The organism is Billgrantia endophytica, assembly GCF_002879615.1.
GTDB classification, from domain to species: domain Bacteria; phylum Pseudomonadota; class Gammaproteobacteria; order Pseudomonadales; family Halomonadaceae; genus Halomonas; species Halomonas endophytica.
Genome location: NZ_PNRF01000010.1, coordinates 68660 through 83542 on the forward strand (window position 1 = coordinate 68660; position 14883 = coordinate 83542).

The 14883-nt window shown below is 63.2% G+C and carries 16 protein-coding genes and 1 tRNA gene; 6 read left to right on the forward strand and 11 right to left on the reverse strand.

What is annotated here, in order from left to right; translation table 11 throughout:
* Window positions 1-16 precede the first annotated feature (16 nt).
* The 6 genes from C1H69_RS04175 to bioB form a co-directional block, all read right to left on the reverse strand.
* Window positions 17-101, reverse strand: a tRNA-Leu gene (locus C1H69_RS04175).
* A 44-nt stretch (window positions 102-145) separates the two neighbouring features.
* Window positions 146-847 carry a dethiobiotin synthase gene (bioD, locus tag C1H69_RS04180; protein ID WP_102652156.1) on the reverse strand — a complete coding sequence of 234 codons (702 nt, stop codon included), beginning with the start codon at window positions 845-847 and terminating at the stop codon, window positions 146-148.
* A 4-nt stretch (window positions 848-851) separates the two neighbouring features.
* Window positions 852-1670 (reverse strand): methyltransferase domain-containing protein, encoded by an 819-nt coding sequence (locus C1H69_RS04185; RefSeq protein WP_102652157.1) that lies wholly within the window; start codon window positions 1668-1670, stop codon window positions 852-854.
* Window positions 1667-2419: an alpha/beta fold hydrolase gene (locus tag C1H69_RS04190; protein ID WP_102652158.1), complete on the reverse strand. Its 753-nt coding sequence runs from the start codon at window positions 2417-2419 to the stop codon at window positions 1667-1669. Before C1H69_RS04190 ends, C1H69_RS04185 begins: the two co-directional genes overlap by 4 nt.
* Window positions 2416-3579 carry an 8-amino-7-oxononanoate synthase gene (gene bioF, locus C1H69_RS04195; protein ID WP_102652159.1) on the reverse strand — a complete coding sequence of 388 codons (1164 nt, stop codon included), beginning with the start codon at window positions 3577-3579 and terminating at the stop codon, window positions 2416-2418. Before bioF ends, C1H69_RS04190 begins: the two co-directional genes overlap by 4 nt.
* Window positions 3580-3586: 7 nt before the next feature.
* Window positions 3587-4696: a biotin synthase BioB gene (gene bioB / locus C1H69_RS04200; protein ID WP_102652160.1), complete on the reverse strand. Its 1110-nt coding sequence runs from the start codon at window positions 4694-4696 to the stop codon at window positions 3587-3589.
* Between the two features lie 272 nt (window positions 4697-4968).
* Here bioB and C1H69_RS04205 point away from each other — a divergent pair, with 272 nt between their 5' ends.
* Complete coding sequence (locus tag C1H69_RS04205; RefSeq protein WP_102652161.1) at window positions 4969-5661, forward strand: ComF family protein; 693 nt, start codon at window positions 4969-4971, stop codon at window positions 5659-5661.
* A gap of 43 nt (window positions 5662-5704) precedes the next feature.
* Window positions 5705-6688 (forward strand): serine/threonine protein kinase, encoded by a 984-nt coding sequence (locus C1H69_RS04210; RefSeq protein ID WP_102652162.1) that lies wholly within the window; start codon window positions 5705-5707, stop codon window positions 6686-6688.
* A 93-nt stretch (window positions 6689-6781) separates the two neighbouring features.
* Here C1H69_RS04210 and C1H69_RS04215 read toward each other — a convergent pair whose 3' ends face one another.
* On the reverse strand, window positions 6782-7342 hold the full coding sequence (locus C1H69_RS04215) for a TraB/TrbI/VirB10 family type IV secretion system protein (protein WP_102652163.1): 561 nt from the start codon (window positions 7340-7342) through the stop codon (window positions 6782-6784).
* A gap of 272 nt (window positions 7343-7614) precedes the next feature.
* On the opposite strand from C1H69_RS04215, the gene folE reads away from it, so the two are divergent.
* The 4 genes from folE (at window position 7615) to C1H69_RS04235 (ending at window position 10558) form a co-directional block, all read left to right on the forward strand.
* Window positions 7615-8172 carry a GTP cyclohydrolase I FolE gene (gene folE, locus C1H69_RS04220; protein ID WP_102652164.1) on the forward strand — a complete coding sequence of 186 codons (558 nt, stop codon included), beginning with the start codon at window positions 7615-7617 and terminating at the stop codon, window positions 8170-8172.
* 35 nt (window positions 8173-8207) lie between these two features.
* A complete protein-coding gene (gene folX / locus C1H69_RS04225; protein WP_102652165.1) occupies window positions 8208-8618 on the forward strand; it encodes a dihydroneopterin triphosphate 2'-epimerase in 411 nt (136 codons plus the stop codon).
* 121 nt (window positions 8619-8739) lie between these two features.
* Window positions 8740-9048 carry a DUF4190 domain-containing protein gene (locus C1H69_RS04230; RefSeq protein ID WP_102652166.1) on the forward strand — a complete coding sequence of 103 codons (309 nt, stop codon included), beginning with the start codon at window positions 8740-8742 and terminating at the stop codon, window positions 9046-9048.
* Between the two features lie 52 nt (window positions 9049-9100).
* The gene (locus C1H69_RS04235) at window positions 9101-10558 is read left to right on the forward strand and encodes an NAD-dependent succinate-semialdehyde dehydrogenase (protein ID WP_102652299.1); all 1458 of its coding nucleotides are present in this window, start codon (window positions 9101-9103) and stop codon (window positions 10556-10558) included.
* Between the two features lie 208 nt (window positions 10559-10766).
* Here C1H69_RS04235 and purH read toward each other — a convergent pair whose 3' ends face one another.
* The 4 genes from purH to prmA all read right to left on the reverse strand — a co-directional run bounded on the left by purH (window position 10767) and on the right by prmA (window position 14827).
* Window positions 10767-12350 (reverse strand): bifunctional phosphoribosylaminoimidazolecarboxamide formyltransferase/IMP cyclohydrolase, encoded by a 1584-nt coding sequence (purH, locus tag C1H69_RS04240; RefSeq protein WP_102652167.1) that lies wholly within the window; start codon window positions 12348-12350, stop codon window positions 10767-10769.
* Window positions 12351-12427: 77 nt separating this feature from the next.
* Complete coding sequence (gene fis, locus C1H69_RS04245; RefSeq protein WP_240609811.1) at window positions 12428-12682, reverse strand: DNA-binding transcriptional regulator Fis; 255 nt, start codon at window positions 12680-12682, stop codon at window positions 12428-12430.
* A 92-nt stretch (window positions 12683-12774) separates the two neighbouring features.
* A complete protein-coding gene (gene dusB, locus C1H69_RS04250; protein WP_102652169.1) occupies window positions 12775-13818 on the reverse strand; it encodes a tRNA dihydrouridine synthase DusB in 1044 nt (347 codons plus the stop codon).
* Window positions 13819-13900: 82 nt separating this feature from the next.
* Window positions 13901-14827, reverse strand: a complete 927-nt coding sequence (gene prmA, locus C1H69_RS04255; protein ID WP_102652170.1) for a 50S ribosomal protein L11 methyltransferase — start codon at window positions 14825-14827, stop codon at window positions 13901-13903.
* Window positions 14828-14883: the final 56 nt, after the last annotated feature.

Genomic DNA, 14883 nt, shown 5'->3' on the forward strand with positions numbered 1-14883 from the left:
ACGATTGCCGAAGAAATGGTGCGGATGGGGAGACTTGAACTCCCACGCCCGAAGGCACCAGAACCTAAATCTGGCGTGTCTACCAATTCCACCACATCCGCAGGGTTGGGCAGGCGTCCACATTGTACGGACGCACATTCGCAAGTCAATCGCCATGAGGCAGTTTCAGGTAGTGGGCTGCCGCCTCGGGGCGCCTTTCATGATCCATGTCCCGCAGGCGCGGAACGATTCCCAGGCACGGGCCCGGCAGGGCGTGTTCGAGGGTGGCCAGGTTATCGGCATAGAGAGCCGTATCCGCGGCAAAACGCTCATCGAGAAGGTTGCCCACCCATCCGGCAAGAGGCAGGCCGTCGGCGCGTATGGCCTCCGCGGTCAGGCAGGCGTGGCTGATGCAGCCGAGCTTGAGGCCCACGACCAGTATCACCGGCAGTTCCAGGCGCACGGCGAGACGCGAAAGATCCTCATGATCATTGAGTGGAACCCGCCAGCCACCGGCGCCCTCTACCAGGGACAGCGCCCGCCGCCCGGCCAGCAGCGGGGCTATATGCCCGACAAGGGCATCCACGGTAACCGTGGTGCCGGCACGGCGGGCCGCCAGATGCGGGGCAATGGCGGGTTCGAAGGCAAATGGGTTGATCGCCGCGTAGGTCAATGGTGGTGTGCCTTGGGCCTGCAGTGCCAAGGCGTCTTCGTTCTGCAGTCCCGCATGGGTTCGTTCGCAGCCCGAGGCAATGGGCTTCAATCCCAGGGTGCTCATTCCCTGGCGGCGGGCCAGGGACAGCAGCCCGGTGGCGACCAGTGTCTTGCCGACGTCGGTATCGGTGCCCGTGACGAAGAAGGCGGCCATGGGATTACTCCTTGTCGAGTACGAGGGTCAGGCGTGTGTAGCTGACCGGTAGGCCATCCGGCTCGCGCAACGCCTCGAAGCGGCGCGAGGCACGAGCCAGGTCGGACCGGGAGAGACGGGCCCCGGGCCGGGAAGCCTGCGCGCCGACACCCTTGATCGAAGCCATGACCGCGCTGAGATTCGGGTAGAAGAACCGTTCGGTACGGGCCTCTACATGGACACCGGAAAAGCCCGCCAGGCGGGCGCTGGCCACATGGCGATCCCTGGAGTGGAAGGTCAGTAGTGCAGAAGGATTCGACCAGGCATGCCCCACCTCGAAGAGAGTGCCCGGTCCCAGGGTGTTGACCAGGGCGCGCCCGCGAGGGCGGAGTACACGATGGATCTCCGACAGCACGACATCGAGATCCAGGCACCATTGAATGGCCAGGTTGGAGAAGACCACGTCCTGCTGTCCATCGTGCAGCGGCAACGCACCGGCATCGGCGCATAGCCACGTGACAGGGCTGCCATGGATCGCTCTGGCCCTTTCGAGCATCCCGTACGACAGGTCGAGACCGATCACCCGGCTGGTCGGGCCGTACTGTGACGCCAGGCGAGTACTCCAGTGTCCCGGGCCACAGCCCAGGTCCAGGATGTTCCAGGGGGTCCGGTGGCGGCGGTCCGGCAGATACGCCCATAGGGCTTCGCCCATTTCGTGCTGTGCTCTGGCCAACTGGGTATAGCGGGGCGCGGCACGGGAAAAGGCATGAGCCACACGGCGTCGCCAGAGCCCATCTTCCGGGCTGTCCATTGGCTGCGGGGTCAGAGCCAGCGGGGAGGTCATGGGGGCAACGTCATGGCAAGGGGTGTGGCATGGTCCACCCGCGAGAGGACAGCGACCAGGTGTCGAGCCAGTCGATCGGGGCGCGTCAGCATGGGGCAATGGCCAGTATCACCAAGGATATGGTCGGCTGCCTGGCGGATCGATCCGGACAGCAGCGGGTCATTCCGTCCCACCACCTGGTGTATGGGACATGGCGGTGTGGCGAGAATGTGCCTGGCATCGAGTCGTGCCAGCAGGTCCAGTCCCGCGGCCAGGGTCGCGCAAGAAGCGCTCGGCTTGTGGCCGACCAGGTCGAGCAGACGTCGGTAGGCGGTGCGGGAGTCGGGCTCCCCCTGTAACTGCCAGCGCAGGAAATGCCGCCAGGTAGCGTCCGGGTTGCGCTCGAAGGTACGGCGAAAGGTGGCCAGCTCGGTGTCGGTCACGCCATCGGTGGCGCAGAATCGTGGCCCCATGCCGAGCATTACCAGGGCTCGGGGCGGGGGCAGGTAGGCGAGCAGGGAGCTGGCCAGAAGGCCGCCCAGGGACCAGCCGACCCAAACGGCATCGGTCGGCAGTTTGCTGGCCATTTGCCTGGCCAGCCCGGCCATGTCGTCCGGAGTGGCCGGCACGGGTTGCAGGGTATCGGCCGGTGCGCCGTAGCCGGGCCAATCGGGGGTCTGAACATTCAGGCCTTGCGGCCAGTAGGGGGCCAGGGGTTGCCAGATTCGTGCGTCGACACCCCAGCCGGACAGCAGAACCAGTGATGTCATGGGCTGTCCTCGGCTTTCGTCAGGCGGGCCAGTGTGTCCAGCAATGCGTCCAGTGCGTCTATCGAGTGGGCGGCGTTAAGCGTGATGCGCAGCCTTGCCTGGCCTTTCGGTACGGTGGGCTCGCGAATGGCACCGACCAGGATTCCCGCCGCGAGGAGCTCTCCCGCCCAATGCATGACTCGGCGGCTATCGCCCAGCAGCAGTGGCTGGATCGGCGTGGTCGAGGTGGCCAGCGGTAGCCCCAGGCGCTGGGCCTCATGACGGAAATAGGCCACCAGGGCCTGCAGATGGCCACGCCGTTCCGGCTCCGTGGCGAGGATATCCAGCGCTTTCAGGGTGGCGGCGGCCACGCCGGGGGGCTGGGCGGTGGTATAGACATAGGGGCGGGCGAACTGGATGAGATGGTCGATCAACGCCTGGCTGCCGGCAACGAATGCGCCGCCGGTGCCCAATGCCTTGCCCAGTGTGCCGACCAGGATCGGTACGCGAGAGAGGTCATGGGCGCGCCCCACGCATCCATCACCGTGTCTGCCCAGTACGCCGAGTCCGTGGGCATCGTCGATCATCAGCCAGGCATGGTGGCGCGCACTGATCGTGGCCAGGGCGGCGATATCCGCCACGTCGCCATCCATGCTGAAGACACCATCACTGATGACCAGCTTGGGTGCGTTGACCGGGCTTCGAGCGAGCATGCGCGCAAGATCGACGCTATCACCGTGATGGAAGCGTCGGGACCGGGCTCCGGCAAGCTGGGCACCATCGATCAGTGACGCATGATTCAAGCGGTCCTGAAAGAGATGGGTGTCTCCATCGCAGAGCGCCTGGAGGGTGCCCAGGTTGGCCATGTAGCCGGTAGAAAAGAGCAGCGCCCGTGGTCGACCCGTGAGGTCGGCCAGGCGCTGCTCGAGCGTTTCGTGGACCTCGAGATGTCCGCTGACCAGATGTGACGCGCCAGAGCCCGCTCCGAAGCGTCTTGCGCCATTGGCCTGGGCTTCGGCCAGGCGTGGGTCCCTGGCCAGGCCAAGATAGTCGTTGCCGGCGAAATCATGAACGCCGCTGGCGGGTACATGGGTACGGCGATGGCGCCAGAGCCCCTGTTCCCGGCGCTCTGCCGCCCGGCTGGCGAGACGTGTCGACCAGCTGTCCGGCTGGGAAGGCATGCGCTCCTCAGGCCTCGGTCGCGTCATGGGCCAGGGAGGCGGCATGAGTCTGGGCGGTCTGGAAGGCCATGGCGGTTTCCAGGCTTTCCTGCTGGCGGATCTCGTCGGTACAGGTCTCGCGACGCTCGGGGTGCAGGCCCAGCTTGGCAAACAGGGCGCGGTCGAGATCGGCCTGGGGGTTCGCGGTGGTCAGCAGCCGTTCGCCGTAGAAGATGGAATTGGCACCCGCCAGGAAGGCCAGGGCCTGGGTGGATTCGCTCATCTGCTCACGACCGGCGGAGAGGCGGACATGGCTCCCGGGCATCAGGATGCGGGCGACGGCGATGGCGCGGATGAACGTGATGGGATCCAGGTCCTCGACGTCTTCCAGCGGTGTGCCTGGCACCTTGACCAGCATGTTGATGGGCACCGACTCGGGGTGTGGCTCGAGACGTACAAGCTGTTGCAACAGGGCCGCACGGTCACGAGGTGCCTCGCCCATGCCGAGGATGCCCCCCGAGCAGACTTTCATGCCTGCCTCGCGAACGCTTGCCAGGGTTTCCAGGCGATCACCATAGGTGCGAGTCGTGATGATCTCCCCGTAGAACTCCGGTGAGGTATCCAGGTTGTGGTTGTAGTAGTCGAGGCCCGCAGCCGCCAGTTGCCTGGCCTGGTCGGTATCGACCATGCCCAGGGTCATGCAGGTCTCGAGCCCGAGGGCCTTGACCCGGCGCACCATTTCCATCACCACCTCGAGATCCTTAGCGCGAGGGCTGCGCCAGGCCGCTCCCATGCAGAATCGGCTTGCTCCCGCGTCTTGCGCGGCTTTCGCCTGTTCCACCACCTTCTCGATCTCCAGCAGCTTCTCCTTGTCGAGGTCAGTGGCGTAATGGCCGGACTGGGGGCAGTATTTGCAGTCTTCCGGGCAGGCGCCGGTCTTGATCGACAAGAGGGTGGAGACTTGTACCGCATTGGCATCGAAATTGGCACGATGCACCTGCTGTGCGCGAAACAGCAGGTCATTGAAAGGCAGGTCGAATAGTGCTTCGATCTCGACCAGCGACCAGTCGTGGCGGACCTCGGCGTCACCGGCCAGGGCCGGGGCGGGTGTGCTGGGAGCTTGGTATGCTGAGGGCATGGCGAGGCTCGCTTCTTGTCAACTAGTAAAAGAAGTTTGGTTGACAGAGAGCTTACGTGAATGCCATTTGCTGTCAACCCTGACTCGTTACGTTGTTGACGGTTCGAATTGACAGGGGCTGCTTGGCACGGAGTGTCTCGCGTGGGTAACGGGCCGTTGGAGGGCGACCGAGTGTGACGAGGAAAGATAGGACCAGGACCGATCCGGGTCACAGGGGCGTTTCCCGCTCTAGCGGATCGCTCTGGCCTCGATTGGCCCAGGCGGTCATCCAGATGGTGGACGGTGGGCTGCGGCGTGCGCTGCCTGGACGCTGTGCCTTTTGCCTGGCGCCAGGGCAGGGCGGGCACCCCTGGTGTGAGTCCTGCTTCGAAAGCCTTCCCTGGAACGTGCCGGCCTGCCCGGGCTGCGCCGAACCACGGCCGTCCGGCACGTTGGCGGGACGGCTCTGTGGGCGTTGCGTGGTCACTCCCCCGCGCTTCGACAAGGCTCGTGTACCGCTCTGTTATCAGGGCGAAATCACAGCGATGGTGCGGCGCTTCAAGTTTCATGCCTCGCCCCGTGCCGGCAATGTGCTGCTCGAGCTGCTGGAGCTCGGCCTGCCACCGAAGGCCCTGGCCTGGCCCCAGGCCCTGATTCCGGTGCCGCTGCATCCCCGGCGCGCCCGCGAGCGTGGCTTCGATCAGGCCGATTGGCTGGCTCGGCGGCTATCACGGCGACTCGATATTCCTCTCGTGGCGGCCCGTCGTTGTCGCGACACCCGTTCCCAGCGTGGCCTCGATCGCATGGAACGACGTCACAACCTGCGGGATGGTTTCGAGGTGACGGGCCGCCTGCCGGGACGCGTGGCGCTGCTTGACGACGTCATGACAACGGGAGCCACCTTGGATGCACTGGCGCAAGCCTGTCGACGGGCTGGCGCGGAGGGGGTCGAGGCCTGGGCGGTTGCCCGTACGCCACTGCTGTAACTCTGCTAGCATGCAGCTCCCATTCAGGCAGACCGGAGGCACCATGGACGCGAAACACCCCTTTGCCCGGCTTGAGCCGGCGCGAATCGTGGCGGCGGTGGAGTCTCTGGGCCTGTGGCTGCCCGGCGAGCCTTTCGCGTTGAACAGCTACGAAAACCGCGTCTACCTGATCCATGACGAGGAGCGCCGGCGCTGGGTGGTGAAGTTCTATCGTCCCGAACGATGGAGCGATGAGCAGATACAGGAGGAGCACACTTTTCTCGCTGAGCTGAAAGACGCCGGGGTGGCGGTGGCGGCTCCCTGGCAGGATGAGGCCGGCCGGACCCTGCACCATGCCGAGGGATTCCGCTTTGCCCTCTTTCCGCAGCTGCCTGGTCAGGCGCCCGAGCTGGAAAATCCGGCGCACCTCTTCGCACTCGGTGAATTGATCGGAGCGACCCATGCGGTAGGCGAGCGGTCCGCCTTCGTGCACCGTGGCAGAATGGATCTGGACGGGATGGTGTTGGAAGCCCGGGAACGGGTGCTGTCCGGCTCCTGGCTCGATCGACAGCAGCGGCGTGCCTATGAGCGCGTGGCTGGCCTGCTGCATGATGCCTTGCAGCCACATGCCTGGAGCATGGAGCAGACGATACGGGTCCATGGCGATTGCCATATCGGCAACATTCTCGGGCGCGACGATGCATTTGCCCTGGTGGACTTCGATGATTGCCTGACGGCCCCCGCCATACAGGATCTCTGGATGTTGCTGACCGCCCAGCACGATGCCGAATGGCAGATGCAGCTCTCCGAGGTCATGGAGGGGTACGAGCAGCACCGTGACTTCGATCGCAAGGAGCTGGCGCTGATCGAGCCTCTTCGCACCCTGCGGTTGATGCGACACAGTGCCTGGCTGGTGGCCCGCTGGCAGGATCCGGCCTTTCCGCCGGCCTTCCCATGGCTGGCGGACGCCGGCTATTGGGATGGCCATATCCGCATGCTGGAGCAACAGCGACAGGTACTGGACAAGGCGCCACGCTGGCTGGCCTGACTGCGACGCTTCGCTTGAGAATCACAACGCATGACGCACCCTGGGCGGGGTGCGTCATGGGGTCATGAGGGAAAGCGATGAGTCTATCCGCGCTTACTCGTCGGGATCGGGGCGCTCGGCAGGAATCGGATTGGCGATGCCGGTCCCGTCTGCCTGACGCCGCTGTTCGTTGATGCGAGCCGCTGGATTGTCCTGCTCCTCGATTTCCAGGGCGCTGGCGAACTGGAGGTGAAACACGTGGTCGGATGTCAGCTCGCAGCGGCCACCGTCACAGGCGGCCACACCATAGCTGCCATCGGCATCGTATGCAGCAGCAGAAACCTCGCCACTGAAGATCTCACTATCGTCACCATCGGTTTCGACGCAGGTCAACGCCTTGGTCGTGATGCGAACCCGCTCGCCGTCGAGGCGTGCATCGCCCACCAGAACGCAGTACTCGGGCAACTCATGCGAGGCATCGGTTGCGTGACTGACCGGGCGAAGCAGAATGTCGTCATGGCGGGACCTGTCTGCGTCCAGGGTCAGGTCGTCGATGACCTGGACAGCGACGCTGGCATCGGCGGGCAAGGATAGCGTCGCTGCGAAAGCGGCCGACGGAAGGGCCAACAGCGCCAGTCCAGCTGCTGTCAGCAAGGCATCAGGGATCTTGATCATAGGGTCTCTCGATGGACACGGCCATATACGAATGTGCAGACCCATATTATCACAGCGCCCTGCAACCAGCAGTGGGAGGAATGTCGCAGAGTGCGCTCACGGCGTATTCGGGGTGTGCTTTGCCCTGCGAATGATCGAGGCTTGCGTTAGAATCACGGTTTCACGCAATCAAGACGTTGTACAAATATTTTTTATTGTATAGTTCTTGTGCATCGATGTGATGACCAGACCATCACGACAGCTTCCAGTACAGACTGGCACGGGGCCTGACCATGAACGAAGAACTCGCCGACTACTATCGCCAGATCATCCTTGAATTGGGGGAAAACCCCGAGAGAGAAGGGTTGCGCGACACTCCCAAGCGGGCCGCGAAAGCCATGCAGTTCCTCAACCGTGGCTATACCCAGACGCTGGAAGACATCATCAACGGGGCGGTGTTCGAATCCGAGACGGATGAGATGGTGGTGGTGAAGGACATAGAGCTCTATTCACTGTGTGAACACCATCTGCTGCCGTTCATCGGCAAGTGCCACATCGCCTACATGCCCAACGGCAAGGTGTTGGGGCTGTCCAAGTTCGCGCGCATCGTCGACATGTTTGCCCGGCGCATGCAGATCCAGGAGAACCTGACTCGACAGATTGCCCAGGCGGTGCAGCAGGTGACCGACGCCAGGGGGGTCGCCGTCGTCATCGAAGCCCGGCACCTCTGCATGATGATGCGTGGTGTGGAAAAACAGAACTCCAGCATGACATCTTCCGTGATGTTGGGTGCGTTCCGTGACAACCAGCCGACACGGCAAGAGTTTCTGACTCTCGTCAATGGCCGCTGATTGCGGCGTTTCCGACTTGACCTGGAGAATTCGTCATGACGCTGCACGCCCTGGATGACCAGCATCTCGATCATGATTTCGCCACCATTCGCATCAAGAATCTTCGCTTGCGTACCTACATCGGGATCAAGGATGACGAGATCAATAATCGCCAGGATGTCGTGATCAACGCAGTGATCCGCTACCGGGCGGACAAGGCCGTGGCGTTCAACCGTATCGAGCAGGCCCTGAACTATCGCACCATCACCAAGTCCGTGATCTCCCTGGTAGAGGAGAATCGCTTCCTGCTGTTGGAACGGATGACCCGCGAAGTACTGGATCTGATCATGTCTCATGAAGCGGTGCTCACCGCCCAGGTGGAGATCGACAAGCCCCATGCGCTGCGCTTCGCCGACTCCGTTTCCATCACGCTATCGGCTAGCCGCGAACCCCGGAGGTCACGTTGAATGTCGCTCGTTCCACGGTTCGGGACCCGGCGTTTCCCGCTGTGCCGTTTGGTGCAACGGAAGGTTTGCGCGTAGCATGGAGTAAGGTAAGGTTTAGCCCCCCACAGGGAGAGATGAGTAGTTGGAAAGCGACAACACCCCCCGCCGGCAATATTCCCCCTGGGCCATGGCGTCCATCGTCACGGCGCTGATTTCGCTGCTGCTTGCTGGCAGCATGCCTCCGGTCAACATCGCGGCTGCCATCTTCGCTGTCATGGGGCTGCGGCAGATTCGCCGAGACCCCGATCGCTACACAGGCCGGGCCTTTTGCTGGATCGCCATCGCACTGGCGCTGATACTTGCCATACTGACGGCCATGGTCCAACCCCAGACGCAGGTAGGAACGGATGGTTTCATGGTGCCGGATGAAGGTGCCGGTGCCGTGGAGTGACAAAGCCAACTTACACGCTACAACGAGGCCGCGCGACGGCCGGGAGATGATCATGGAAGCCCTGAAGGAAACGCAGCTCTACTGCCCTTTCGCCTACATCGACGGGAGCTGGGTCGCCGCAGACAGCGGTGAGCAGATCGAGGTCATCAACCCCGCCACTGGAGAGTCCTTCGGTAACGTCCCGCGTCTTGGTCGCGCCGAGACCGAGAGGGCCATCGCCGCTGCCGAGTTGGCGCTGGTGGGGTGGCGTGCGCTGACGGCCCAGGAGCGCGCCGACATCCTCATGAAATGGCACGACTTGATGCTCGAGCATCAGGACGATCTGGCCATGATCATGACCTATGAGCAGGGCAAGCCACTGAAGGAGGCCGCAGGCGAAATCGCCTATGCGGCCAGTTTCCTGCGCTGGTTTGCCGAAGAGGCCAGGCGTGTCTATGGCGAAACCATCCCGGCTGCCAAGCCCAATCAGCGCATCGTCGTGACCAAGCAGCCAGTGGGTGTGGTGGGTGCCATCACACCCTGGAACTTCCCGGCGGCAATGATTACCCGCAAGGCCGGCGCGGCCCTGGCCGCCGGTTGTACCATCGTGGTGAAACCCGCCAGCCAGACCCCTTTTTCCGCGACTGCCCTGGCGCTACTGGCCGAACGGGCCGGCGTGCCGCGCGGGGTGTTCAACGTGGTACCGGGTCACGCCAGCGAGATTGCCGCGGCCATGACCGAATCGCCGTTGGTGCGCAAGATCACCTTTACCGGTTCAACCGAGGTGGGGCGTGAGTTGATGGCCCGGGCGGCACAGAACATTCAGAAGATTTCACTGGAACTGGGCGGCAACGCTCCCTTCATCGTGTTTGAAGACGCCGATCTGGATGCCGCCGTGGAAGGGGCCATGGCGGCCAAGTTCCGCAATGCGGGACAGACCTGTATCTGCACCAATCGCTTCCTGGTTCAGTCCAGCGTGGTGAATGCCTTCTGCGAGAAGCTGGCCGTGGCCATGAACAGCGAGCTGAAAGTGGGCGATGGAACCAAAGCCGGCATCAACATCGGGCCCCTGATCGATGACAAGGCGGTGGCCAAGGTCAGCGAGCACGTTCACGATGCGGTAGACCGGGGTGCCGAGCTGCTGCTGGGTGGCAATCCGCATCCGCTGGGTGGCAATTTCTTTACGCCGACCCTGATCAGCTTCGCGACCGGTGACATGAAGGTGGCCCATGAGGAAACCTTCGGGCCCCTGGCAGCGGTCTTCCCCTTCGAGGATGAAGAGGATGCGGTGAAGATGGCCAATGACACCCAGTATGGCCTCGCCTCCTACTTCTATTCTCGTGACCTGGGCCGCGTCTGGCGGGTGGCCGATGCGCTGGAATACGGCATGGTGGGTATCAATACCGGGCTGATCTCCAATCCCACGGCGCCGTTCGGCGGCGTCAAGGCTTCGGGCCTCGGACGCGAGGGCGGCCACCAGGGGCTGGAGGAGTTTCTGGAGACCAAGTACCTTTGCATCGACCTGGGCTAACGGTAAAAACCAAGGCCACCGGCTCCAGGCTACGGCTTTCCGGCGACAGGCGCTACGCGGAGGCGCTGTGAACCCTTCCTTGGGCGCTACCTTTTCCATCCCTGGAAAAGGACCTCCGCTGCGGCCTGTCCCCGGCGCCGCTCGCTCGCATCGACAATAAATAGACACCCCATCGATTAACATCGATGGGGTGTCTATTCCAGCGTTTTTAATGCTTGAAGTGGCGCATGCCGGTGAACACCATGGCGATCCCCGCCTCGTTGGCGGCGTCGATCACCTCCTTGTCGCGCATCGAGCCGCCGGGCTGGATCACGGCGGTAATGCCGGCGGCGGCGGCGGCATCGATACCGTCGCGAAACGGAAAGAAGGCGTCACTTGCCATCACCGAGCCCGGTACCATCAATGCTTCATCCGCGGCCTTGATGCCGGCGATCTTCGCCGAATAGACGCGGCTCATCTGTCCGGCGCCCACGCCGATGGTCTGCCCGGCCCTGGCATAGACAATGGCATTCGACTTGACGTACTTGGCCACTTTCCAGGCAAACGCCAGATCACGCATCTCCTGTTCGCTGGGCACCCGCTCGCTGACCACGGTCAACTCGTCGCGACCGACCATCCCCAGGTCCCGATCCTGCACCAGCAGACCGCCGGTAACGCGCTTGAAATCATGAGCATGCTCGCGCTTGCCGGGCCAGTGTGCTCCAACGTCCAGCAAGCGCACGTTCTGCTTCTCGGCAACGATGGGCAGGGCGTCATCGGCCACCCCGGGGGCGATGATCACCTCGACGAACTGCCGGTCGATGATGGATCGGGCCGTTTCGGCATCCAGGGGCACATTGAAGGCGATGATGCCACCGAAGGCGCTGGTCGGGTCGGTGGCGAATGCCTTGTCATAGGCCTCGCGGGCGTTCACACCTACCGCCACGCCACATGGATTGGCATGCTTGACGATGACGCAGGCGGCGTCGGTAAAGGCCTTGACGCACTCGAAGGCGGCATCGGTATCGGCGACATTGTTGAAGGAGAGTTCCTTGCCCTGGAGCTGGCTAGCCGTGGCCACGCTGGCTTCCCGGGCATCGGCTTCCACGTAGAAGGCCGCGTTCTGATGCGGGTTCTCTCCGTAGCGCATGGACTGCTTCTTGTGGAACTGCAGGTTGTAGGTGCGGGGGAAACCGTCCTCGCCACCTGCCACGCGGCTTCCCAGGTAATCGGCAATGGCGGCATCATAGCCGGCCGTATGCTCGAAGGCCTTGACCGCCAGGTCGAAGCGGGTCGGCTCGCTCACACCACCGGCGTGTTCCGCCATGTCGGCCAGCACTCGCTCATAGTCCCCGGCATCCACCACGATCGTGGTATAGGCATGGTTCTTGGCGCAGGCGCGTACCATGGCGGGACCACCGATATCGATGTTCTCGATGGCGTCCTCCAGGGTGCAGTCCGGCCTGGCCACGGTCTGGGCAAAGGGGTAGAGGTTGACCACCACCATGTCGATCGGATCGATGCCATGTTCGGCCATGACGGTGTCGTCCTGTCCGCGACGACCGAGAATGCCTCCATGGACCCTTGGATGCAGGGTCTTGACCCGTCCATCCATGATCTCGGGAAAACCGGTATGTTCGGAGACTTCCGTTACGGCAACGCCGCTCTCCTGCAACAGGCGGAAGGTGCCGCCAGTGGAGAGCAGCTCGATGCCTTGTGCGCTCAGGCCCTGGGCAAAATCGATGATGCCGGTCTTGTCGGAAACGCTGATCAGCGCGCGGCGAACCGGTTGGGAGGCAGAAGTATCGACCATGGAACGACTCTGTGTTGGAGGTGAGGGAAGGGGATCGGTGGCCCGTGTCGATCGGGTCGGCCCGAAAGCCAGCCGGATCAGATCAGATCATGCTGCTTCAGCTTCTTGCGCAGCGTGCCCCGGTTGAGGCCGAGGATTTCAGCAGCGCGCGTCTGGTTGCCCTGGGTGTAGTCCATCACGGCTGCCATCAGCGGTGCTTCTACCTCGGTCATGACCATGGCGTAGAGGTCGGTTGCCGTACCCCCATCGAGGTGGTCGAAGTAACGTCGCATGGCGCAATCCACAGCTTTTCGCAGCGGCTGCTCAGCCACTTTAGGGGACGATGCGCTCATCAGGGAGGGTGTGCAGTCGAGACCGCTCAGTTCGGTGCAGGAACCGATATCAAGGTTCGACAGGTTGGGGTTCCGGTTAAAGGCTTCACGATTCATGCGGCACTGATTCCATTCGATGCCTTGGAAGCGGGATGGCCACCGCCAAGGCAAAAGAGTTCGTCGATGAAGTCATATTGTTCGTCTGGGCGCTCCAGGCTATTGAAGGCGGCCCGCCATTCGCGCTGCTGGCACGAGTCGAGTCGTCTGTCTGAAGCGAGGTACCAGCCGAGGTGTTTGCGTGCAATGCGCACCCCCATCGTGTCACCGTAGAAGTCGTGCAGCGCCGCCAGGTGCCCTTGCAAGACGCCGGCGCGCTCGTGTTCATCGGGCGGGGGCAGTGCCTGTCCATGGCGAAGGTAATGGTCGATCTCCCTGAATATCCAGGGGTTGCCCTGGGCACCTCGACCGACCATCACGGCATCCGCACCAGTATAGTCGAGAACGAAGGCGGCCTTCTGCGGAGAACCGATATCGCCGTTGGCAAATATTGGGATATTCACCACGGCCTTGATGGCGGCAATGGTGTCGTACTCGGCTTCGCCGGTGTAGCGTTGTTGGCGATGGCGGCCATGAACGGCCAGTGCCTGGATGCCGGCGGACTCGGCGAGTCGGGCCACGCGTACCGCATTGTTGCTTTCGGCACACCAGCCGGTCCGGATCTTGAGTGTTACCGGCACATCCACGGCGGCGACGACTGTCTCGAGTATCTCGGCTACCAGCTTTTCATCACGCAGCAATGCCGAGCCGGCAGCCTTGTTGCACACTTTCTTGGCCGGGCAGCCCATGTTGATGTCGATGATTTCCGCACCTTGGTCAGCATTCAGGCGTGCGGCTTCGGCCAGCATGGCTGCATCGCCACCAGCAATCTGCACGGCGCGGGGACCCGGCTCTCCCCGGTGGTCCATTCGCTGCCGTGACTTGCGGGTGTGCCACAAGGTGGCGTCCGACGTTACCATTTCACCCACGACGAGACCCGCTCCAAGCTGGCGGCAGAGCTGTCGAAACGGGCGGTCGGTCACGCCGGCCATGGGGGCAAGGATCACCCGGTTTGACAGGCGATGGCGGCCGATCTGTGGCAGTGGACGACTATCGGACATGGGGCTGTCTAGTGGCTCGGGGGCTGCATATCATACGCTCCCGATCGTTGATGGTGAAGGTGCCGTGAAGTGGTGTCGTGGTTCAGGCCGGTCTCTGGCCCGTCAATCGCACCCAGCCCTCGCGATACTCGGGTTCGTCCATGATCAATCCCTGGTCATGATAGGCATCGACGACCTCGTGGGCCTGTGTCTCGAGAATGCCGGAGAGCGCCAGGCGGCCACCCGGTGCCACATGCCCCGCGATGGTCGGCGCCAATTCGACCAGAGGGCCGGCCAGGATGTTGGCCAGTACCACCGGGAAGGTATCCTGTGGTGCGTCACCGGTGCCTAGCTGCTCAGGATAACAGAGTCGCAGCTCAGACTCGGCGATGTCGTTGCGCGTCGCGTTGTCGCGGCTGGCCAGGAGCGCCTGGGGGTCGATGTCGGTGCCGGTGGCGTGCCGGGCCCCCAGCTTGAGCGCGGCGATTGCGAGTATTCCCGAACCGCAGCCGATATCCAGGACCTCGCGGTCATCGAGCTCACCGTGTACCGCCAGGTCATCCAGCCATTCGAGGCACAGTGCCGTGGTGGGGTGTGTCCCGGTGCCGAAGGCGAGACCCGGGTCCAGGTGAAGGTTGACGGCATCCGGGTCGGGTGGCTCGTGCCAACTGGGGACGATCCAGAGTCGCTGGCCCATGCGCAGCGGTTGGAAATCATCCATCCATTCGCGTTCCCAATCGCGGTCGGCAAGCAGCTCATGCTCGATCTCCGGGCAGGGCTCGTCAGGCACGGATTGGGCCCAGGCAGTCGCCAGACGCTCCAGCATGGGCGCCAGGCCCTCCAGGTCATCGTAGAGGCCGGTCAGTACGGTTTCATTCCATAGAGGCGTGGTGCCGCGTTCGGGTTCGAATACCGGGTCGTCGTGGGCATCCTGGAGAGTGATGGCGGTGGCCCCTTCGGCCAGCAGCAGTTCTTCGAGTAGCTCTGCCTGCTGAGGGGCGACACGAGCCTTCAATTGCAGCCACGGCATGAAAATCTCCATCGGAACGCGGGCGGGGTGGCCTAGGCCACCCCGCTGAGTTTTGC